The 21,810-nt window shown below is 60.3% G+C and carries 15 protein-coding genes and 1 tRNA gene; 11 read left to right on the top strand and 5 right to left on the bottom strand.

Features of this window, described 5'->3' with window-relative positions:
- The first annotated feature begins 66 nt into the window (after nucleotides 1–66).
- The 4 genes from FGW20_RS04945 to FGW20_RS04930 all read left to right on the top strand — a co-directional run bounded on the left by FGW20_RS04945 (nucleotide 67) and on the right by FGW20_RS04930 (nucleotide 9,826).
- Nucleotides 67–1,590 carry an AMP phosphorylase gene (locus FGW20_RS04945; protein WP_301676988.1) on the top strand — a complete coding sequence of 508 codons (1,524 nt, stop codon included), beginning with the start codon at nucleotides 67–69 and terminating at the stop codon, nucleotides 1,588–1,590.
- A 39-nt stretch (nucleotides 1,591–1,629) separates the two neighbouring features.
- On the top strand, nucleotides 1,630–3,024 hold the full coding sequence (locus FGW20_RS04940; RefSeq protein ID WP_301676987.1) for a carboxypeptidase regulatory-like domain-containing protein: 1,395 nt from the start codon (nucleotides 1,630–1,632) through the stop codon (nucleotides 3,022–3,024).
- Nucleotides 3,025–3,284: 260 nt separating this feature from the next.
- Complete coding sequence (locus FGW20_RS04935; RefSeq protein ID WP_301676986.1) at nucleotides 3,285–6,341, top strand: VWA domain-containing protein; 3,057 nt, start codon at nucleotides 3,285–3,287, stop codon at nucleotides 6,339–6,341.
- Nucleotides 6,342–6,817: 476 nt separating this feature from the next.
- Nucleotides 6,818–9,826, top strand: a complete 3,009-nt coding sequence (locus tag FGW20_RS04930; protein ID WP_301677101.1) for a VWA domain-containing protein — start codon at nucleotides 6,818–6,820, stop codon at nucleotides 9,824–9,826.
- Nucleotides 9,827–10,093: 267 nt separating this feature from the next.
- On the opposite strand, the gene FGW20_RS04925 is transcribed toward FGW20_RS04930, so the two are convergent.
- Nucleotides 10,094–10,165 (bottom strand) — tRNA-Arg (locus FGW20_RS04925).
- Between the two features lie 55 nt (nucleotides 10,166–10,220).
- Between FGW20_RS04925 and FGW20_RS04920 the strand changes: the two genes are divergently transcribed.
- Complete coding sequence (locus tag FGW20_RS04920) at nucleotides 10,221–10,646, top strand: dCTP deaminase (RefSeq protein WP_301676985.1); 426 nt, start codon at nucleotides 10,221–10,223, stop codon at nucleotides 10,644–10,646.
- Nucleotides 10,643–11,611 (top strand): DUF128 domain-containing protein, encoded by a 969-nt coding sequence (locus tag FGW20_RS04915; protein WP_301676984.1) that lies wholly within the window; start codon nucleotides 10,643–10,645, stop codon nucleotides 11,609–11,611. Before FGW20_RS04920 ends, FGW20_RS04915 begins: the two co-directional genes overlap by 4 nt.
- Here FGW20_RS04915 and FGW20_RS04910 read toward each other — a convergent pair.
- Nucleotides 11,595–13,532, bottom strand: a complete 1,938-nt coding sequence (locus FGW20_RS04910) for a tubulin/FtsZ family protein (protein WP_301676983.1) — start codon at nucleotides 13,530–13,532, stop codon at nucleotides 11,595–11,597. The genes FGW20_RS04915 and FGW20_RS04910 overlap by 17 nt on opposite strands.
- Before the next feature lie 343 nt (nucleotides 13,533–13,875).
- Here FGW20_RS04910 and FGW20_RS04905 point away from each other — a divergent pair, with 343 nt between their 5' ends.
- The 3 genes from FGW20_RS04905 (at nucleotide 13,876) to FGW20_RS04895 (ending at nucleotide 17,690) form a co-directional block, all read left to right on the top strand.
- Nucleotides 13,876–14,883, top strand: coding sequence for a 5,10-methylenetetrahydromethanopterin reductase (locus FGW20_RS04905; RefSeq protein ID WP_301676982.1), 1,008 nt, complete (start codon nucleotides 13,876–13,878; stop codon nucleotides 14,881–14,883).
- Between the two features lie 180 nt (nucleotides 14,884–15,063).
- Nucleotides 15,064–15,993 carry a galactose-1-phosphate uridylyltransferase gene (locus FGW20_RS04900; protein WP_301676981.1) on the top strand — a complete coding sequence of 310 codons (930 nt, stop codon included), beginning with the start codon at nucleotides 15,064–15,066 and terminating at the stop codon, nucleotides 15,991–15,993.
- A gap of 275 nt (nucleotides 15,994–16,268) precedes the next feature.
- Entirely contained in the window at nucleotides 16,269–17,690 is a 1,422-nt protein-coding gene (locus tag FGW20_RS04895; protein WP_301676980.1) for an aldehyde dehydrogenase family protein, read from the top strand.
- A 572-nt stretch (nucleotides 17,691–18,262) separates the two neighbouring features.
- Here the strand turns inward: FGW20_RS04895 and FGW20_RS04890 are convergent.
- On the bottom strand, nucleotides 18,263–18,460 hold the full coding sequence (locus FGW20_RS04890; RefSeq protein WP_301676979.1) for a hypothetical protein: 198 nt from the start codon (nucleotides 18,458–18,460) through the stop codon (nucleotides 18,263–18,265).
- Nucleotides 18,461–18,592: 132 nt separating this feature from the next.
- Nucleotides 18,593–19,435, bottom strand: coding sequence for a F420-dependent methylenetetrahydromethanopterin dehydrogenase (locus FGW20_RS04885; protein ID WP_301676978.1), 843 nt, complete (start codon nucleotides 19,433–19,435; stop codon nucleotides 18,593–18,595).
- Nucleotides 19,436–19,575: 140 nt separating this feature from the next.
- Here FGW20_RS04885 and FGW20_RS04880 point away from each other — a divergent pair, with 140 nt between their 5' ends.
- The gene (locus FGW20_RS04880; RefSeq protein ID WP_301676977.1) at nucleotides 19,576–19,980 is read left to right on the top strand and encodes a Tfx family DNA-binding protein; all 405 of its coding nucleotides are present in this window, start codon (nucleotides 19,576–19,578) and stop codon (nucleotides 19,978–19,980) included.
- Between the two features lie 615 nt (nucleotides 19,981–20,595).
- Here the strand turns inward: FGW20_RS04880 and FGW20_RS04875 are convergent.
- Nucleotides 20,596–20,766 (bottom strand): hypothetical protein, encoded by a 171-nt coding sequence (locus FGW20_RS04875; RefSeq protein WP_301676976.1) that lies wholly within the window; start codon nucleotides 20,764–20,766, stop codon nucleotides 20,596–20,598.
- 29 nt (nucleotides 20,767–20,795) lie between these two features.
- Between FGW20_RS04875 and FGW20_RS04870 the strand changes: the two genes are divergently transcribed.
- A complete protein-coding gene (locus FGW20_RS04870; RefSeq protein ID WP_301676975.1) occupies nucleotides 20,796–21,809 on the top strand; it encodes a 50S ribosomal protein L3 in 1,014 nt (337 codons plus the stop codon).
- Nucleotide 21,810: the final 1 nt, after the last annotated feature.

Genomic DNA, 21,810 nt, shown 5'->3' with positions numbered 1-21,810 from the left:
GCTCCCCCGATCAGCCGTCCTTAAGTAGTACAAAACCTCAATTTCAGGTAGGATGGGGTTACACGTATGAAACTGACCGTGAAACTGCTCGACATCGCAAACCGTGGGGTTCTCCTCCACAGCACCGACGCCAGGAACATGCGGGTCCGCGACGGCGACCGCGTTCTGGTCGCCGACGAGGCGACGGGAAAGACCGCCCAGGCCCACGTCGACACCACCGGGTCGCTCATCGAGCCGGGTGTCATCGGGGTCTACCGCCCGCTGAACGCGACGCTTGCCGTCGATGAAGGGACCGTTGTCATTGTCCGGAGCGCCGAGCGGCCGGCATCCCTCCGGCACATCAAGAAGAAGATGGACGGCGGCCGGTTCACCAAGGACGAGACCATAGATATCGTCAGGGACATCGTCGACGACGTCCTCTCGCCCGGCGAGATCACCGCTTACGTCACCGCGTCCTACATCAACGGCCTCGACATGGACGAGGTGGAGTACCTGACAAGGGCCACGGTCGAGACCGGAGAACGCCTCCACTTCACCCGGCACCCCATCGTCGACAAGCACTCCATCGGGGGCGTGCCCGGGAACAAGATCACCCTCCTGATCGCACCGATCATCGCCGCGAGCGGTCTTTTTATCCCCAAGACCAGTTCCCGCGCCATCACCGGCGCTGGCGGAACCGCCGACCTCATGGAGGTTCTCGCGCCCGTCTCGTTCCCGGCGATCGAAGTGCAGCAGATGACCGAGAAGGTCGGCGGCGCCATCGTCTGGGGCGGCGCCACGAACATCGCCCCCGCCGACGACAAGATCATCACCTACGAGTACCCGCTCCGCATCGACGCCCGGGGCCAGATGATCGCGAGCGTCATGGCGAAGAAGTTTGCCGTCGGCGCCGACCTCGTCGTCATCGACATCCCGGTCGGCCAGAACACCAAGATAGCCACGGCCCAGGAAGGGCGCAAACTCGCCCGCGAGTTCATCGATCTCGGTGAACGGCTCGGCATGCGGGTCGAGTGCGCGCTCAGTTACGGGGAGTCACTCGTCGGCCACACCATCGGCCCGAACCTCGAGGTGCGCGAGGCGCTTGCCGTCCTCGAAGGAGCAACCGAACCGAACTCACTGATCCAGAAGAGCCTCTCCCTCGCCGGGATCGCGCTCGAGATGGCCGGGAAGGCCGGGCCGGGGCAGGGTGCCCAGGCGGCTGCCGATATCCTCCGGAGCGGCAAGGCGCTTGAGAAGATGCAGCAGATCATCGAGATCCAGGGCGGCGATCCGAACGTAAAGGCCGAGGATATCGTCCCCGGGGAGTATGGGTTCGATGTAAATGCGCCGCAGGACGGTTACGTCATCGAACTAAACAACAGCGCGCTCGTCACGCTCGCCCGGCTCGCCGGTTCACCCTACGATCACGGCGCGGGGCTCGATATCCATGCAAAGAAAGGGACCCGGGTCAAGAAGGGCGACCCAATCTTCACCATCTACGCCGAGCGGGAATGGCGGCTCGAGCGTGCCATCGAGGTCGGCCGGACGTTGATGCCGGTGCTTGTGGAAGGTATGGTACTTGAACGCATCCCCCATGAACGCTGGGTGTAAACCGAAGCACTCAAATTTCCAAGCGCAGTATACTCCAGCATGAAGAAACGTCGTTTCATCATAGCTCTGCTTATCTCCTGCATCCTTATCTGCTGTACGGCGCAGGCGGTCACCCTGCGCATCAGCGTGGTCGACAAGCAGACCGATGACGCGCTCGCCGATGCCTCCATATACGTCGACGGCGATTACGTGGGAAGGACCGCCTCTGACGGCACCTACTCCTACGTCCATTCCGGAAAGAGGGACCTGAACCTGAAAGTCGTGCGGAAAGGCTACCGGAACTGGGTAGACTACGTCGATTACGACGAGTACCGTATGGAAGTCGAAATGGTCCGGGAAGACGTGACCCTCACGTTCGAGCTCTACGATGCAGCGACCCTGAAACCGGTCGTCGGTGCCGTGGTGCGCGCTGAGGGCGCGGACTACTCCGATTCGGAGGTCACCGGCAGCAGCGGGAGCGTGAAATTCCCGGTGAAGGCGGGTGAGCTCTATAACGTCGAGACCCGTGCGTCGGGTTATTACGACCTGTCAAAGACCGTGCAGATGGAGAACAGCGACAGGGTCGTCCAGTACTGGCTCTTTTCTAACGACCTCCTGGCGATCCAGGTCCGGGACGCCGAGACGCTTGCTCCCCTCAAAGGCGCGGAGGTGTACATCGACAACGCGCGCGCCGGGGAGACCGATGCCGACGGCAGGCTGCCGCTCCACCTGGAGCGGGCGAAGAGGTATTCCTTCAGGGTCACGGCGCCCGACTATCAGCCCTACCAGGAAAGCCGCTATCTCGAGGTGGACAACGTCCTCCTTACGGCGGACCTCTCGAAATCGGCATACCAGATGTCGATAACGGCCTTCGACGAGGCGACGAAACCGATCGAAGGTGCGGAGATCTACCTCAACGGGACGCTCAAGGGCAAGACCAACCCGTACGGCCGGTTTGCTCTCTCCGACATCCATGCAGGCACCTACGAGATCCTGGTACGGGCATCCGGCTACCAGGACTGGAGCGAAACGCGCCAGATCTCCGGCCAGGGAGAGGATATCGTCGCCGAACTCGGTTACGACCGGGCGAGCGTGACCATCCGCGCGCAAGACCCCGACCTCAACCCGGTTGCCGGAGCGGTCGTTGTCATCGACGGCCAGGTCGTCGGGGTGACCGATGGTCTGGGACACCTTAACACGGCGCTCGTTACGAACAAGGCGTATGCCGTCACCGCTGCCTGTGACGGCTACCGGAACATCTCGGTTAACGCCGATATCCCGCTCGGCACGGCCGAGTTCACCGTCCCGCTCGTCATGGAGCAGGATTTCAACGTCTGGGTGCTCGTGGCCGGTGTTGGAGTTGTCGCTGCGATCCTTATCGGTGCTGTTCTTGTGATACGGCACAGACGTGCCGGACAGAATAAGGGCAAGTCACGCGGCCGGGACAGCCTGTAGTCCCCCAACCCCTTCTTCTTCTGTTCGGGTGCCGACAGTGCGCTTTTCTCTCGATCCGGCGACCGAATTCGCCTCTGGAGGGGGATTGTTGTGCATGACGGGGTGGTGATATCTATTTTTCATATCCAGGACGTTGTATGGAAAGAATGTTCATTTTGCACGGCTATCTTTGACTTATGCGGGAAAGGGCCTTTCTAAGGGGTCTGCCACACTGATAACCTTTATATGGCATGATGTTTCAGGATGACATACGGTGGAGAATGGATAGGTGGACATATGCATGTCTGGTGGTTGGGCTGCTTCTGCTGGCGGCCCCTGCCGGTGCGCTGATACCTGATAGCATCACAATAAACGAGACTTCGTGGGTGACGGCGGGGAGTGGGCAGACCTCGCCGGTCACGGTGTGGGTTCTGAATGGCAGCGATGGAGTTTCCGGTGTTGGCGTCGAACTTGGGGTCGATAGCGCCTACGGGAGCATCTCACCCACGCACGTGACTACGGACAACAACGGAAAGGCCATGGCGACTTTCAGACCCGGGACCGTCGCCGGGACGGCGACGATAACGGCGACGGTATCGGAAGGGGTGGACGAACCCCTGGCCGGGACCGGCGAGCAGCAGATCGACCACGCGGCGGCGCATAAGGTTGCCAACCTCTGGTACGAGCCGGAGGTGACCGCCGGGGAGACGACGGAGATCATCGTCCGGATGGTGGATGAGTATGGGAATGTGGTGGACGGCAGGCGGGAGAATGCCGAGGGTACCGCTCCCGAGGAAGTGTTCTTCATGGTGGGTTCGCCTGCCAGTTTCGTTGGCGGTACTGACGAGATCAGGGTGCCGGTGGACGCTGCCGGGAACGTCACCGCAACGCTCCGGGTCGACGCGATGGCGGGCGGGAATATTGTCTGGGTCCAGCCCCCCTCGCCGCTTGAGCGCCATAGTTTCACCATCACCAGCGTGGGGGGACTGCCGGCCGATATCACACAGGCAGTCGATCCGTCCGGTGCCTCGGTCCCGGCCGACGGGGATAAGGTGATCGAGCTCACCTACACCCTGCTCGACAAATACGGGAACCGTGCGCCGGGGCAGGGCCTCTGGGTGAACGCCTCGATACAGCGGGGGGAGAGGCCGGCAGAGCGGCAGGACGTTCTCCTGTACTCCAACCGCTACGGTCAGGTGGCGATCACCTATGGGCCCGAGGACTCCGTCGGCAACGCGACCATCTCCGCGACGGCGGCCGCGAACGCGAGCGTGAGCGTATCGCAGGACGTCGAGTTCACCAGCACCGACCCGGTGAACATGGTCTTCTCGGCGAGCCCGCAGTCGATGCCGAGCGGGGACGTACCCGGCTCCGCCCCGGCGCTTCTACGAGCCAAAGTGATGGATATCAAGGGAAATCCGGTCAGTGGCGAGACAGTGGAGTTCGAGATTGTATCGAATAGTTCTGCCCCCTACAAACAGACCGAGCCTCCGGCACTGAACAAGACGTCAGCTGTCACCATCAATGGATCTGCTGTCGTCGGGTTCACTCCAGGGTCTTTCGCCCGCGAAGGGGAGCCGGGCTGGAACAAGACCGCGACCGGCACGGCGACTGTCCGGGCGACGTGGGAGAACGTCACCCGGGGCTGTCACGTTACCCGGGACATTACTCTGACCTGGAAGAACTACCCCTACCTCTCGGTGGAGACGGAGGTCTCCCCCGAGACGGTGGCGGTGAACGATACGGTCGACGTCACGATCCGGGTGAAGGGGGATGGGTATGCGATGCAGCCGGATCCGATTGATGTGGTGCTGGTGATCGACCGGTCGGGGAGTATGAAGTATGATATCGCCAGGAACAGCGGGAGTTCAAACGAAAGGATGGAGGCAGCACAGGATGCAGCGAACAACTTTGTCGACCAGATGAACTCTACCCGCGACCGGGTGGCACTGGTCTCGTTCGCGTTTGATGCGACGCTTGACCAGAGCCTGACCAACGAAAAGGATGAGATCAAGGGAGCGATCAACGGTCTGTCGGCTGACGGTGCGACGAACATGAGACTGGCGTATTACACCGCGATCAAGTACCTCAAGGAGAACGGAAGGTCTAATGCCGTCAAGGCAGTCATCCTCATGGGGGACGGCGACTGGAACTACCACGGTTCGCCGCTGGCGAAAGGAACTGGTTACCCGAATAGTGATCCTTATCTTTCAACAAGATATCCGCAGTATATTACTGCTATTCTCTCTGGTTACCCTTGGAGTGGGTCTGACTATGCCTTCGGGAGTGAAAAGTACGAGTGGTATCAAGATCTCCCTGATCCAAAGGGTACGCTGGGTAGACAGTTGAGTTGGTATCGATATTCGCCGCATGACATGTATCATGAGGGACAAGTCTGCGATAACGGCCGGTTCACCAACCAGAACATGTCGGTGTACGCCAACAGTGGTGATGATACGGACAGGGTGAAGATCTACAGCATCGGGTTCGCTTCGAAACTGGATTCCAATGTCGAGCGCGACCTTGCCGTCCTTTCGAAAGCGACCGGGGGTAACTACGTCTGGGCCGGTGACGAGACTGAACTCCGGAACGTCTACGCCGAAATCGCCGGCGAACTCAAAACCGAGGCCGGCGTCGACACCAAGATGGACATTGTCTTTGAGCAGGTCAATGTAACTGGTGGAGACCTCCCCGGAGCGGATGTCTTCGACTATGTCTACGACGATGGGAATTCCACCTACATCTGCAACCAGACCGGGTTCGAGGAAACCATCGATCAGACCTCCCAGTGGGATAGCGGCCAGAAGCTCCACTTCGACATCGGCACCATCCGCCTCGGTCAGACCTGGGAGACGAACTTCCGCCTGAAAGTTCTCACCGACGGCAACATCAACATCTTCGGCCCCGGCTCGACGATCACGTTCGATGACGACGATAATCTGACCCTCCCCGACACCTTCATCACAGCCATCCCCGACCTGAACAACACGGGGATCACCAACCGCTGGCTCGAGGTGGAACTCGCTGATCCGGGATTGGGTCCATTCACCGACACCGTCCCGCTGACCTGGACTGTCACTTACAACGGCACCAGAAATATCGACAAAGCGCTTGCCTACTCAAACGACAACGGTCTCTCGTGGACGCTCTTCTGGGCGAGGACGGTGAATCGCTCGACGACGGAGGGCGAGACCCTGATGGACGTCAGCAACCTGCCCGCCGGTGAGTATCTCATCCGGCTGGTGGCTTCGGCCGAAGATGCACCCGAGGCCGTGGATACGACGACCATCCCGGTTCACATCGGAAACACATCGCGCGCTTATATCAAGATCGAGTGAACACCTCCTTTTTTGGCGTTCGGTGCATCATTCATCCCGGCCTGACCGCGAAGAATCGTGGCAGGCTGCTTTTCCGGGGACGAACTGGTTACCAGCGGCCTAGGAGTCGTCTCTGCTACCATGGGTGTGAAGCCGCAATTCCTCCCCGCCCTAAAGACCGGGGACTCTTTGCGGAGTTAGTTGAACTGTGGCCGGATATAACCCGGCCTACCAGCGAACCCTGCCGGCTCCCTGTGCCGACCTCTTCTGGAACCGGCCCTGTTCGAGCAGGAGAACGGTTTTTTCCTGCAGGGAAACAAATTCTGCAGCATTTCCTGCCCGGCTGCATGGTTGTTCGAGTCGAACGCGTAAATCTCAAATTATTTTCACATCCAGCTAATATTTGGCTTCAAAATCTTACTATTTTGATCTAATATGTTTTTCACTAATAAGATATGTTTATATGTCGGTTTGGTTAAATGACCCCTTTGAGATCTATGAGTACGTGGATACGCACCTGCATAATCATCACCGGACTGCTCCTTCTTGCCGTTCCGGCCGCTGCCCTGGTGCCCGATACGATTGAGGTCGTTACGAGCAGCGAATGGCTGACGGCGGGGAGCGGGGAGACCGCGACCATCACGGTGCTGGTCACAAACGGCAGCGATGGAGTTTCCGGTGTTGTCGTGAATCTTGCGGTCGACAGCGCCTACGGGAGCATCTCGCCCGCGCACGTGATCACGGCCAGTGACGGAACGGCGGCGGCAACCTTCAGGCCCGGGACACGGAGCGGGACAGCAACGATCGCGGCGACGGTCTCAGATGGGGTGGACGCGCCCCTGACCGGGAGTGGTGAGCAGCAGATCGACCACGCGGCGCCGTATGAGCTCGTCAATACCTGGTACGACCCTGAGGTGACCGTTGGGGAGACGACGGAGATCATCGTCCGGATGGAGGACAGGTATGGGAATGTGGTGGACGGCCGGAACGTGATCGAGAGGGTGCTCTTCACGGTGAGCCCGCCGGCAGGGTTTGTGGATGGGGAGTCCCTCGTGGACGTGCTTTCAGTATCGGTGGATGCGGTCGGGAACGCTACCGCGACGCTCCGGGTCGATACGGTGGCCGGGGAGAACCTCGTCTGGATTCGCCCTCCGGCACCGATCGGAAGCGATATGATCTCCATCGCCGGGATAGGAGGATACCCGGTCAGTATCACGCAGGTTGTTGTTCCGGAGAGCGGTTCGGTTCCGGCCGACGGGAAGACGAGGGTCTCGTGTACCTACACGTTGCTGGACGAGTACGGAAACCCTGTTTCCGGGCACGGCATCTGGGTGAACGCCACACTGATTCGATTGAACCAACCGGATGAGCAGGAGAGTCGTCTCCTCAACACCAGTTCACTGGGACGGGCGATGATCACCTACGGGCCCGAGGACTCCGTCGGCAGAGCCATCATCACCGCGACGGCAGCCGCGAACGCAAGCGCGAGCGCATCGCAGGACGTCGAGTTCACCAGCACCGAACCGGTGAACATGCTCCTCTCCGCAAGCCCGCAGTCGATGCCGAGCCGGGACGTCAACGACGGTTCCGTTTCGCAACTCCGGGCCAAGGTGATGGATATCAGGGGGAACCCGGTCAAGGGCGAGACGGTGACGTTCGAGATCGTATCGACGGACTGCACGCCGTACGTGCAGACCCGGGGTCCTGAACTGGCGGCGGCATCGGGCGTGACCGACATCGATGGGTATGCGACTGTGGAGTTCCACCCTGGTGCGTTCACGACCGATCCGGATGTCGCGGGCTGGAGCGAGACCGCGACCGGGACGGCGATCGTCCGGGCGACGTGGGGCAACGTCAGCCGGGATATCGAACTCACCTGGAAGAACTACCCCTACCTCTCGGTGGAGACGGAGGTCTCCCCCGAGACGGTGGCGGTGAACGATACGGTCGACGTCACAATCCGGTTGAAAGGGGACGGCTGGGCGCTCCAACCGGATCCGATCGACGTGGTGCTGGTGATCGACCGATCGGGGAGTATGAAGTATGATATCGCCAGGAACAGCGGTACCTCAAACGAAAGGATGGAGGCAGCACAGGATGCAGCGAACAACTTTGTCGCTCAGATGAACTCTACTCGTGACCGGGTGGGGCTCGTTTCATTCGCGTCGGATGCCCGTCTGGATGCCCCTCTCACAAACGACAAGGCTGCCCTTGAGTCAAAGATCGATGACCTTGAACCAACAGGTGCTACGAACATGAGAGAGGCATTCTATACGGCAATATCACACCTTCGTGATAATGGACGACCGGAAGCGGTGAAAGCCGTTATCTTGATGTCCGATGGCGACTGGAATTACCATGGAACTCCCTTGGGGCACGGCATAGGCTTACAGGATTGGACCTGGAGTGGTAATACGATTACGTACGATTACTATGAATACTACGACGGTCTCGGGGGTACGCTTGAGTATGGGTGGATTACTGTGCCGAAAGTCGGTTATGATGGCTATTACTACAATAATGAAAAAACTGACTATTGCCCTAGTGGCATAGGAGAGGTAACAAACCAGAACATGTCAAATTATGCAATTGCAAATAATATCTCATTGTATACGATCACGTTTGCTTATAATCCAGATAATGTCCGTACTGCGATGGAAACACTCGCTAATTCCACCGACGGGTTCTACGAGCATGCCCCTGACGCTGACGATCTCACCGACATATACGAGCGTATTGCCGGCGAACTCAAGACCGAGGCCGGCGTCGATACCGAACTGGACGTCGTCTTTGAGAACGTCGAGGTGAACGGGAATTTAACCACCGGGACCAGTGTGTTCGACTACGTCCACGAAGAGGATGTATCGACCACCATCGAGAGCTGGATCGACAACGAAACGGTGGATCATTATGAGATCATACCCCGCTATACCCGCGACGACACGCCGAATTGGACCGCGGCAAACCCGCACCTCCCCTTCAACATCGGCACCGTGCGCCTTGGCCAGACCTGGGAGACGACCTTCAGGCTCGCGGTGAAGACGGAAGGCAACATCAATATCTTCGGCCCCGGTTCGACGATCTCGTTCAACAACGGCACCGATTCGCTTGAACTCCCCGACACCTTCATCACGGCCGTACCCCTGAACAACACCGGGATGGACTTTGCGGCGCTGGAGATCAAAGACCTCGTGTTCACAGGCACGGGGCCGATCGATGAGTTCTTCCCGGTCGCCTGGGATCTCAACTACACCGGTCTATATGACGTGACGGAGGATGTCTTCTATTCCAACGACAACGAGTACACCTGGGTGAAATTCGACACGCTCTCCGCCACGAATACGACGACGGGCGGAACGTCCACGCTGGACGTGCGGGGCCTCCCGCCCGGCGAGTACATCATCTGGGTTCGTGGTTCCGCACCGGATACCGCGGACTCCTCGGACAAGATTACCATGGATGTACGTGCCGGGGCGACCGGAGACGCGTATATCCGTATCCAGTGAGGGGCCCCGACACCTATTTTCAACAGGTGGGGTGCGTCCCCGGGCCCCTGAACCCTTCTTCTTCCGGGGCCTGTACCCCCAAAGACATAGGATCCCTGCAGGGTTCACTGCCCGGACGAATACCGGATCTGGCTACGCGCCTTGGCAGACGACGTACCCGGTGCCGGATTGCTCTTTGCGCCCATCCCGGTCGGAGAGCGGCACAGGGCATACATCCGGCTCATGTAACGATATTCGGGTGCGTGGACAACGCCCCTCAAAAAACAACGGACCCAGCGGGAATTGAACCCGCGTCCTTGGGTTCGAAGCCCAAAAGGATGTCCACTACCCCATGGGTCCCCTCTTCGGTTTCTATCGTAAGTTATTAAGCGTTTTTATGTCAGTACCCTATACAATGATCCTCTCATCCAGCGAAATCGCTTGCCGGCGCGAAAACGGCGATCTCGTCATCGAGCCGTACCACGATGCATCCCAGCAGCCCGCATCCTACGACCTCCGCGCGGCCGAGGAGACCGTGCTCCCGCGCGGCGCATGCACCCTCGTCCCCTCGATCGAGTGGGTAGAACTCCCGCACGACGTCGCGGCGACCCTCCGGTGCCGCTCCTCGCTTGCGCGTCGCGGCGTCCTCCTCGGCGGGGGGTTCGTCGATCCCGGGTTCCGCGGCCAGTTGACGCTCTGCCTGACGAACTCCGGCGCAGAGGAGATCCGCCTTCTTGAAGGCGACCGAATCGTGCAGATGATCCTGCAGGAAGTGTTGAACGGTGACCGGCTGTACCAGGGCCGGTATCAGGATAGTGTTGGTGCGGTGCGTACCCGATGACCCCCTCGATACGTTCAGAACGGAAATATCTTGAGATCCTCCGGATTCTCGCGGAATCGCACGAACCCCTGGGCGCAAAACGGTTGAGCGAGAAGATGGGTGAACGCGGATTCGTCCTGAGCGACCGCGCCGTCCAGTACTATCTCCAGTACCTCGACGAGATGGGATTTACGGAGAAGGTCGGGAACCGGGGACGTCTCCTCACCGAGGCCGGGATCGCCGAGAGCGAAAGCGCGCTCGTCGATCAAAGGCTCGGCTTCATCATATCGAGGCTCGAGCAGCTCGCCTTCCGGAGCACCTTCGACCCGTCGACCAGCACGGGCAGCGTCGCCTACAACCTCTCCTTCGTGCGGGAAGAAGACCTCCCGGGCGTCACGGCAGCCTTCGACGAGGTGGCAGCAACGGGCTACGGGTTCCTCAACGCCTACCGGATCGTCGATTCCGATCCCCGCATACCCGACGGTCACATCGGGATCATGACGGCCTGCAGCATCACCCTGGACGGCATCCTCCAGAAGTTGGGTATCCCGACGAGGCTCGAATACGCCGGCAGGATTGCCGTCGATGAGGACGGCTCCGCCGGGTTCCTCGATCTCATCGGCTACCGCGGGACGTCGGTCGACCCGCTCCACCTCTTCATATCCGCCGGACTCACCTCGATCAACCGGCTGGTGACGACCCGGGCCGGCGTCGCGCTTGCAAACGTCCGTGCGGTGCCGGCGGCCGCACGGTATCGGGTGGAGGTGACCGTCGGCCTGATGGAGGAGTGCGGCTTCACGTTCCCTGCCGGAGGGGGCATCGGCGAGTTCAACCTTCCGAAACACCCCTACCGCCTCTCCGTCATTGCGCTCAGCGGCATGAACATGGTAGGGAACGCCGTTGAGAAAGGTTACGCTATCAAAACCGAGGTTGGTGCAGGAACCATACCGTTCGAAAAAATAGCGGACGCTACTGGATCCAGGTGATCCCGCCGTCCGTGTCGTCGTCCGTTTTTTTCTCCTCACTGCTCTTCTGCCGGGCGGCCGTATCGATCACCTCGAGCCTTCCGCGCGAGGGACCGACCTCCTTCGGGCGGGGGCCGGATCGGGCGAACCCCTTCTGGCCCAGCGAACCGTCCTTCGGTAAGGGCATCCCTTCGCGCATGTGCAGGCCGGCTTCATCGAAGAGGTTGTCCTTCGGCCGCTGTATCCCGTGGCCGAGCGTGACGTGATCGCCCGTGAACACCCCTTCTTTCGGCCGCTGTATCCCGCGATCAGGGGTGCCCGCATCTGCGGAGAGCGACCCCTCTTTCGGCCGCTGCACGGGCTTTAAGGCTGTGGAGTATGATACCGCATCGTCTTTTGGGCCCGTCTTCTCGATGTTGATCCCTTTGAGGCCGAAGGTAGCGTTCTTCGGGGCGGGCACCGACGAGGTGATCGAGGCCGACCCGGTGAGATCGATCTCCCTCCCGCCCTGCTTCGGGGGAAGGACGACGGGATCTTCGTCCTGCTTCTTCTCGGCTTTCGGGAGCATGTCGATGGTATCATCCCTGCGCTTCTGGTCGCTTCCGCCGTTGCCCGGGAGCGCGATCATCTCATCCTTCTCCGGTGTGGTTGGTTCTACCATGTATCCGATCTCCTCCAGATATGCCGACTCAAGAGGTGAGGCAAAGTCCCGGGCGCCCTCGTCATCCGGCACCTCGGGGACGATGCCGGCCGCCTCCTCTTCACACAGCCGCACTTCTTCTTCCGCCCTCAATCGTTCTTCCTCGCATTCAAGCTGGTATTCCGTCCGGATGTCCTGGATCTCCTCGACCCGGGGGATGTTGGATATCCCCGAGAGCACGATTATGATCCCCACAAACGATGTGTTCTTCACCGGATAGTCCCCCGACCGCATCTCGAGCCCGGCGATGCTCCGGTCGATCCATTTTCGGACGGTCTGGAACCCCTTCATCGAGAGTTCGGCTGAAGGGCCGGCGATCAGCACCAGCGCCTTATCGGCGCTCGTGAGGTCGCAGGGAACCGATACATCTTCATAGACCGCTTTTTTTGCGAGGGAGATGATCCGGGCAGCCTTCTCCTGCGAACCCTGGATGAAGTCTTTGAGCGACTGTCGGCGGTGGAAGATGTTCAGCCATCCGGTCGGCAGCCGCTCCGTGGCGTAGCCGACCGCGACGAACCCGTTCCCCTTCAGGGTGTTCAAGACCTCTCCGGCATCCAGAACGACCTCGGCGACGTCGAGCCCGGACTCGTTGAATTCTCCGGCGCGAAGAAGAAGGCCGATCTGGCGCGCAATCCTCTCGTTGAGCATGCTGTAGTGCGTTCTCGGGTCCGACCCTATGGGGATCTGGCGCAGCTGGCCCATGACGCCGGTGTTCTCGGCCTCGGCTGCAGCGGCGGCTGCCTTGATCTTCTGCGACCAGGTCTCGTTGTCGAAGAGGATGACAGCATCAACGAGTTCCTGGAGCACTTCGAGGTCGTCGGCGGCCTTGGCCGAGACCCGCTTCCCTTCCTCCAGGCACGGCAGTATGGCAAGGGCGAAGATCGGTTCCACGTAGGACTTCCGGATCTCGGCGATGATAGGCGGCGCAATATCGATGACGCTGCCCCCGAGCCCGCAACAGAAGAGGATGGCGTCGATCTCCATCGTATCCATACTCTGGAGGCGGGTCATCACCTCCTCGATATCGATCACGTCCGTGACATGAGCGCGGCCCGATATATCGACCCGTGGGAAGAAGATCCTTGCGGGATTGGGGAGATGGCGGAGTTGCAGCAGGGAGTTCGGGTCGATATCAATCGCTACCGCACTCATGCAGTAGACCTTACTACGCCGGTCATGGTCATAGAGTTGATCCACAACACGCGACCCGGCGCCGCCCAACCCTATCGTCAGCACTCGCATAAGATTATACTCCCCACCAGACACCTTCGCATATCCAAAGTGGCCTTTGCCGCGAAAGAAGCATGAATATCATCCAAAACTACTGATAAATATGTGGGCGGACGGACATATATATTTCTGTACGTTCTGGGGGGGCGGAGTTCCGCCCAATCACGGGAAGTCATTACTTAAGCATTCCGGTTTAACTCCCCCTTGCTGAAGCCTCCTCGCGGGTAAGGGAGAGGATTCACCTGATGTCCTGGAGAACTCGTTACGCCCTTCTATTTTGCACTACCTGTGCGGTACGTGTCGTTTGGAGAGCACAAAATGATAATATATATAACTCCCGGCACGTAACTACTCAATGAGGTGTATAGCCTTGACTACATATGGAATTGAATTTGTGCCCGGAGCAATCAACGTCAAGCAGGTGGTGAAGTACACCAAGCTTGCAGAGTCGAAGGATATCGACTACGCTTGGATCACGAACCACTACAACAACCGTCATGCATACCCGACCCTCGCCATGATCGCAGCAAACACTGACTCGATCAAGATGGGCCCGGGCATCATGAACACATTCACCGACACCCCGGCAGCCATTGCATCCTTTATGGCTACCTTAAACGAGATCTCCGACGGACGTGCCGTCCTCGGTATCGGGCCCGGCGACCTCTCGACGCTTCCCAAGCTCGCGATCGACCCCGTCAAGCCCGTCGGTCACCTGAGAGAGGGTGTCGAGCAGATCCGGAAACTCCTCGCCGGTGAAGAGGTCAAGAAGTCCGGTAACCTGGAGTTCTTCGACTACGACGGCGCCAAGCTGACCGGTGTCACCCTGCCCGGCAAGAAGGCCATCCCGGTCTACATCGGCGCCCAGGGTCCCAAGGTGCTCGAGCTCGCCGGAACGGTCGGTGACGGTGCCCTGATCAACGCCTCGAACCCCAAGGACTTCGAGGTCGCCATCCCGATCATCAAGGGAGCCATGGAAAAGGCCGGCAAGAAGAAGTTCGACGTCGGCGCCTACACCGCCATGTCCATCGACAGGGACGAGAAGAAGGCCCGGAACGCCGCGAAGATTGTTGCCGCATTCATCGCCGCCGGCTCCCCGCCCGCGCTTCTCCAGCGCCACGGACTCAACCTGGACAACGTTGAGAAGATCAAGGAAGCGCTCGGCCGCTTCGACTTCAAGACCGTCGGCGGACTTGTCACCGACGCGGAGATCGACGCCTTCACCATCGCCGGAACCCCCGACATGGTCAAGCAGAAGTGCGAAGACCTCACAAAGGCTGGAGTTACCCAGATCATCTTCGGTTCGCCGCTCGGCCCCGACATGACCAACTCCATCCGCCTCCTCGGCAAGCACATTGTCTGAGACGGAAAACGCCTATCCCTTTTTTTGAACCGCATCGCCGTACCGGTATGCGAGCCGGCTTCACGGGTATTCACGATTATCTCCGCGATTTGTGCGTTCTTTCCGAGCCTCAGCCCTCCATCGCCGCCAACCCTGACAGGGTTTTATACGCTCGGCGCGCCAACTGGAGTATGAAGGGCTATGTTCACTACCCGCGAGATCCTGACGGAGCGGGGGATTCTCCAGTACCGCCGGGAATCTCTCACCGGCATCCGGTGCCGGATCAGTCCTGTCCGGGTTGAGAGGCAGATCGACGCCGCTCCTGCCATGCCTTCATCCCGCGACGGCTGCCCCTTCTGCCCCGATGCTATAGATACTTCCACCCCGACGTTCGAGGACGGGAGCCGGCTCCGGTGCGGGAAGAGCGTGACGTTCCCGAACCTCTACCCGTTCGCCGGGCATCACGTGGTCACGGTGATCACCCCTGATCACGGGCCCGGCCGGTTCGACGCGAAGTGTCTCGCCGATGCCATATCCGGAACGGCAGAGGCCCTTGCTCGAACTCCTGGATATGCGAGCATCAACTGGAACCACCTCCCGTCGGCCGGTGCGAGCATCGTCCACCCGCACCTGCAGGGCATCGCCGATGTGGAGCCCACCCACCTTGCGGAGCTCTACATCTCCGGCGGTCGCCGCTATCTCGCCGATCGCGGCCGTCTCTACTGGGACGATCTCGTAGAGCGCGAACGCTGCTCGGAGCGTTTTCTCTTCGAGAACGAGATCTTCTGGTCGGCAAACCCCGTCCCGCTCGGCGAGCGTGAGGTGCGGGGAATCCTCCCGATATCGACGCTTGAGGAACTCGAACCATATATCGAGCCACTGGCCGACGGAATCCTCCGTGTCGTCGACTTTTACCGGAGCCTCGGCACGCACGCCTTCAACGCCTCGATCTTCTTTGATGCCCCCGGAACAGCCGGGCAGGGCCATCGTGCTTTCTGCTCAATCATCGCACGGTTAAACCCGAACAGCCTCTCCATGTGCGACTCGGCGTTCATGGAGCGGCTGCACCTGGAGCCGATCGTCCTGACGCTCCCCGAAGACCTCGGCGCGCTCTTCCGGGAGAAAGAGTAAGGTTTGTTGAATATCTCCGGGTTTACCCATACACCGACGGCTCACGCGAAGGCGCGAAGAACGCGAAGGAGTTGTCATTCTCGCTTTGGGTTTCGCGCACTTCGCACCTGACGGTGCTCAAACTCCTGTCCTACGGGCAGTCGCATTTCGCGTGAAGACCTGTCACTATCCCGGCAAGGGCCTCTCTTCTACCGACAACCGGGTATCGCCCGGAGGGTGCGCGAAGCGCTCTGACGGAGCCAAAAATTAATTTTGAGCCGCATCAATTCTCTCCCATGACAGAGCCGCGCGGATTCCTGGTCGGCGGAGAATGGCGGACGAGCACCGATGTCCTGGACGTCCGGTTCCCCTGCACTGGAGAGATCGTCGGCCGGGTCTGCCTTGCCGGGAGCGACGACGTTGAGGACGCCCTCCGTTGTGCAGAACGCGGGTTCTCCCTCACCCGCCGCCTTCCGGCTCACCGCCGCTCTGAGATCCTCTACAACCTCGCCGATCTCATCCGGGAACGGTCCGCCGAACTTACCGGGACGATCATGCTCGAAGCGGGGAAGACCCGCGCTCTCGCCGAAAGCGAGGTCGTGCGTGCACGGGAGACGATCGAGGTCTCCGCCGAGGAAGCGCGCCGGATCGACGGCACAATCCTTCCTCTCGATTGGAACGCGGCCGGGGAAGGGAGGGTCGGCTGCCTTCGCCGGTTCCCGCTCGGCCCGGTGCTCGCGATCACGCCGTTCAACTTCCCGCTCAACCTTGCCTGCCACAAACTGGGACCGGCCATCGGCGCTGGGGACTCCGTCGTCCTCAAACCTGCGTCGGCCACCCCGATCTCTTCGCTGATGCTCGGTGAGATGGCTCTTGATGCCGGCATCCCGCCCGAAGCGGTCAGCGTCGTCCCCTGCCACACCGATCTTGCGGAGCGGATGGTGCGGGACGACCGGGTCGCCTGCGTGAGTTTCACCGGGAGCCCGGCTGTCGGGTGGCACCTGAGGGGGATTGCCGGCCAAAAGCGCGTCGGGCTGGAACTTGGCGGCAACGCGGCCGTGATCGTTCACGAAGATGCCGACATCCCCTTCGCCGCCGACCGGATCGTTGCCGGTGCCTTTTCGAACGCCGGCCAGGCCTGCATCGCGGTGCAGCGGGTCTACCTTCACCGCCCGATCTACGAGGAGGCGCTCGCGCTGCTCGTCGAGCGGGCCCGCGCCCTTACCACCGGCGACCCGCGCAAGCCCGGCACCGACGTGAGTCCGATGATCTCGGAAGATGCCGCCGCCGCGGCGCTTGCAAAGGTGCAGGAGGCTGTCGCGTCGGGCGCGAAGGTGCTCGTCGGCGGAACCCGCGACGGCCCACTTTTCAAGCCGACGATCCTTGTCGACACGACACCGGATATGGCGGTGAACCGGACCGAGGTCTTCGCCCCGGTGGTGACGGTCGCCCCCTACGAGACCTTCGAAGAAGCGATAGCGTTCGCGAACGACACCGAATACGGGCTGCAGGCGGGCATCTTCACCCACGATTCCCGGAGGATCGCGCAGGCGTTTGAGGAACTCCGGGTCGGCGGCCTGGTGGTCAACGACGCATCAACGTTCCGTATGGACCACGCTCCCTACGGTGGGGTCAGGGGTTCGGGCATCGGGCGCGAGGGGCCGAGGTACGCAATCGAGGAGATGACCGAAGAGCGGATGATGATCTTTTCGCCGTAGGTGGAATGTGGCAGTTACTGGGCGATGAGTTCGTACCTGGTATTACTCAAGTTCTGGATATTCTATCCGCCGCATCCTCCGGTCGGCCATGGAACGAACTGCCGCACCCTGCAGAAAATGGAGTTTTTGGCGTAAGGCTACCCCTCGGTCTTGTTGAACTCCACTCGTCTGCTCCAACTGGTCACAACCCAGGGGTACTCTGGGGCACGGCTTTCCACCGGATATCGCCATGACTGCCCCCGCCCCAAGGGGCGGGGAACGACTGCTGGAACAGCAGGAGTTTGAGCACCGAAGGTGCGGAGGAGGAGGCCGGAGGCCGGGCGGGGTGGGGGTTAGATATCTCTTATGAGGTGGAGACAGGGGAGGGGGGAGACCCCCCCCTCCCCACCTGACGGTGGTCGAGCTCCGTTCCTGCGGAACGTCGCACTCCCCGTCAGCCCCTCCTCGCACCTGACGGTGCTCACGCTCACTGCGTTCGCGCCTCGCACCTTCGGTGCTCGAACTCCTGCCGTCCCGGCAGTCGTTCCCCCCTATGGCGATAGTCCCACGGCCCACTGCACGGGGTTCTTTCTTTATTTCAGTTGTGTTGTTGCCAGCACTCGAAACCCTTCGGGTTTCTCACGCTCCGGTTCTTCGCACCTGACGGCGCTCACGCTCCGGTTCTTACGAACCATCGCGTTACGAACCATCGCGTTACGAACCATCGCGCTCCGAACCGTCGTGACTCGCACATAGCGGTGCTCATGCTCCAGCCTTTTGACCCGTCGCACTTTATGTGAGGCACCTATATCGAGATAATCCCTGAAGACCACGATCTCGCCCGCTCCCCGGCGAAGACAGACGGCATACCCTCTACCGGGTAACGCACTCTACAAACTCGGAAAAAAGAAGTGGTGCCGAGATTACTCGGGCTTGCTGATGAGGGCGGTCTTCGAGACGATCTCGCCGGTCTTCTTGTGCGGCTTGCGGATGACGCCGTCCGCGCCCTTCTCGAGGTCGCGTGCTTCCTCGCAGAGGATCATGGCCTGGCGCATCATCTCGTGGGCGCTCGAGACGATCGGGATGTACTTCTCCCACTCCTTCGTCATGAAGCAGCCCTTGACGTTGACGCCCGCGACCGACTGCGCGATCTCGTAGGCCGCGCGGGCCTTTGCGAGCGCGTAGGGGTTGCTGAACTCGCCGTCGACCGCCTTGTCGGAGGTCATGACGACCTTTGGCAGCGCGAGGTCCGCGCCCTTCTTGCCTGCCTTCACCTGGTCGATAACCTTGTCGAGCTCCATCTGCATCTTGCGGAACGCGCCGGTGATGGCGAGCACCTTGACGAGGTTTCCATTGTAGTCCGCCATCTCGATGGGGTCGAGGAACTCACGGCGGGCGCCGATCATGGCGTCGGCCTTCATGATGATGTAGCCGAAGTTGCTCGCCTTGAGCGCTTCGAACTGCTCCTTCTTGGTGGTGACATCGTCGGTGATGACGATGCAGGGAATCCCGGCCGCTGCGAGGTCTTCACGGGCCTGGGTGGGTCCGGGGAGAACGCCGTTCGGGGAAACGACGATACAGAAGTCCGGGCCCCATGCCTTCATATTGCTGACCACACGGTCGATATCCTCAGGCTGCAGCTTCGTACCGGAGGTCGCCATGAAGGTGATCATGTCCTCACGGTCGGCGCGCTCATCCAGAAGAAGTTCACCCATTACACCACTGGCAATATTTCCCAGTTTCGCAATTCCAACTTTTACAACCACTTTAACACCTCTCAAAATTTGAGAACACGATAGTATCACCAAGTTCTCATATAAACGTTTTGAAATGGCCCGAAAACCCCGTCCAATGACGGGATGGGTTAAGGGAAAGTGTTTAAATTTACACCGTCCATATATAATTGATGAAACAAGGTCTGCTCACCGATCGCCAGAAGGAAGTGCTGCGCTACCGGAAGAAAGGGTTGACGCAACAGCAGATTGCGGAGATCATCCATACCTCAAAAGCCAACGTCTGCACTATCGAAAAAGCTGCTCTTGAGAACATCTCGCGTGCACGTGAAACGCTTGAATTCCTCTATACTCTCGACGCCGTGCATCTCTGCACGCTGAAAAGCGGCCTCGACCTGCTCAAGGCACCGGAGTACATCTATACCGAAGCGGAGAAACAGGGGTTGAAGGTCAAATACGACACAATCTCGCTGATAAACAGGCTTCGGGATGCAAATCCCGAGCGGTTCAGGGGGCGGCAGGTCCGCGAGGACGTTGAGATCTACATCAACAAAGACGGCGATCTCTACTTCGGATGATAGGGGTTAGCGGGCGCGCACACGGGTTCCGTGCAGGAGCAGGGGACCCGTGGGAGCATGCCTCGTGCCATGCACCGGAAACGCAGTCATTGCAGCCCTTCATTCATCCCTCCCCTGCTGTTCAGCCCGGTGAACCGATACCGTGCCTGCAGCGGTGAAGCGCTTTGCGCAAAATCCCGAAAGATCCGATAACAAGGTTTATATCCCATTTTAAGTAATGTTTAAGAAACCGCTCTGCACGATTCCGCCCGGATCCGGGGGAGATCAAGCGCCTCACGCGCCTCTGATTCCCGGAATGGGTTCTCATATCGCACCTATGTGGATCGAGGACTCGCGGCGGAGAGTGCAGGAGGTACCAGACAAAGCGAAGGTCGAACCCTCCTCACGGAGGGCCGATGTCGATATGGAGTTGTGCTCGTCACAACGGGATGACAGGCTGGATCTGATCGAGACGCTGGGCCAACGCCAGTGCAGCGCGCCCGGTTCCGGGAAGAGTGTTCCCGGGAGCGTCGAAGTGTCAGGATCTATTGGCGACGACTGGAATGCACCCGGTGCACACCGGGACGGCAGCAGAGAGAGCGATCGAGGCGCACGGAGACGAACGTCCCTGTGACTTCACGTTCCCGCTGCCTCCATCAACTGTTTCCCATACGCCACGCCGACAATGGCGTGGCGTTCGATATCCCGCCCCATCCGGGTTCGCCAGAGGGGTTCCGTGCCGGTCCGTCCGGCACGGCTGCCCGGCGCACGCATCGCACTGCAGTGAGCCTGCAGTCGGTGCCGCACGCTATAACGCATGAAGGGTTGATTGAAAAATGGCGAATTTACACAGACCACGCAGAGGATCCCTCGCGTACAGCCCGAGAAAGCGGGCAAAAAGCCCGGTTCCCCGCTACGGCTCATGGCCGGAGTATACGGGATCCCCGGCCGTGCAGGGGTTTGCAGGGTACAAGGTGGGAATGACCCACGTCATCATGGTCGATGACCACAAGAGCAGCCCCACCGAAGGCAAGGACGTGATGGTGCCGGTGACCGTGGTTGAAGTCCCGCCCATGCGGGTGGCCGGCGTGCGCGCATACGGTGAAGACACCTACGGAAAGCACGCGCTGACCGAAGCGTGGACGACCGATCTCGATGAGGAGTTGTCCCGCCGGATCAACGTCCCGAAGAACCACGATACCGCCGCCGCCCTCGAAGCCGTCAAGGCCGCCGTCGGCGAAGGCAAGGTCTCGGAACTCTACGCTCTGGCCTACACCCGGCCCATGGAACTCACCGGCGTCCCGAAGAAGGTCCCCGACCTGATGGAAATGCGGATCGCCGGCGGAAGCCTCGACGAACAGATCGCCTATGCCAGCGAGATTCTTGGCAAAGAGATCATGATCTCCGGGAACCTCGAGGTCGGCGAGTACGTCGACGTGACCGCCGTCACCACCGGCAAAGGCACGGAAGGCCCCGTCAAGCGGTGGGGTGTTCAGGTCCGGAAGCGGAAACACTCCCGCGGCGGCAAGAAGCGCCACATCGGCAACCTCGGTCCCTGGCACCCGCACCACGTCAGGTGGCAGGTCCCGCAGTCAGGCCAGATGGGTTACCAGCAGCGCACCGAGTTCAACAAGCGGATCTTAAGGGTCGGCACTGACGGCGACGAGATAACGCCGGCAGGCGGATTCCTGCACTACGGCCTTGTGCGCGGCCCCTACGTGCTGATCAAGGGTTCCGTCCCGGGACCGAACAAGCGGCTGGTCCGGATACGGTCCGCGATACGGCAGGGAGAACACACCGCCCGCACGCCGACGATCAACTTCGTCAGCGTGCAGAGCCAGCAGGGGTGAG

The sequence above is a fragment of the Methanoculleus methanifontis genome (assembly GCF_030464365.1).
Lineage (GTDB): Archaea > Halobacteriota > Methanomicrobia > Methanomicrobiales > Methanoculleaceae > Methanoculleus > Methanoculleus methanifontis.
This window is presented reverse-complemented; position numbering and strand designations above follow the sequence as displayed.

What these genes read in the sequence shown, in the direction of transcription:
- FGW20_RS04945 (WP_301676988.1), top strand. Translation starts at nt 67, where the DNA reads ATGAAACTGACCGTGAAACTGCTCGACATCGCAAACCGTGGGGTTCTC.
- FGW20_RS04940 (WP_301676987.1), top strand. Translation starts at nt 1,630, where the DNA reads ATGAAGAAACGTCGTTTCATCATAGCTCTGCTTATCTCCTGCATCCTT.
- FGW20_RS04935 (WP_301676986.1), top strand. Translation starts at nt 3,285, where the DNA reads ATGGATAGGTGGACATATGCATGTCTGGTGGTTGGGCTGCTTCTGCTG.
- FGW20_RS04930 (WP_301677101.1), top strand. Translation starts at nt 6,818, where the DNA reads ATGAGTACGTGGATACGCACCTGCATAATCATCACCGGACTGCTCCTT.
- FGW20_RS04920 (WP_301676985.1), top strand. Translation starts at nt 10,221, where the DNA reads ATGATCCTCTCATCCAGCGAAATCGCTTGCCGGCGCGAAAACGGCGAT.
- FGW20_RS04915 (WP_301676984.1), top strand. Translation starts at nt 10,643, where the DNA reads ATGACCCCCTCGATACGTTCAGAACGGAAATATCTTGAGATCCTCCGG.
- FGW20_RS04910 (WP_301676983.1), bottom strand. Translation starts at nt 13,532, where the DNA reads ATGCGAGTGCTGACGATAGGGTTGGGCGGCGCCGGGTCGCGTGTTGTG.
- FGW20_RS04905 (WP_301676982.1), top strand. Translation starts at nt 13,876, where the DNA reads ATGAGGTGTATAGCCTTGACTACATATGGAATTGAATTTGTGCCCGGA.
- FGW20_RS04900 (WP_301676981.1), top strand. Translation starts at nt 15,064, where the DNA reads ATGTTCACTACCCGCGAGATCCTGACGGAGCGGGGGATTCTCCAGTAC.
- FGW20_RS04895 (WP_301676980.1), top strand. Translation starts at nt 16,269, where the DNA reads ATGACAGAGCCGCGCGGATTCCTGGTCGGCGGAGAATGGCGGACGAGC.
- FGW20_RS04880 (WP_301676977.1), top strand. Translation starts at nt 19,576, where the DNA reads ATGAAACAAGGTCTGCTCACCGATCGCCAGAAGGAAGTGCTGCGCTAC.
- FGW20_RS04870 (WP_301676975.1), top strand. Translation starts at nt 20,796, where the DNA reads ATGGCGAATTTACACAGACCACGCAGAGGATCCCTCGCGTACAGCCCG.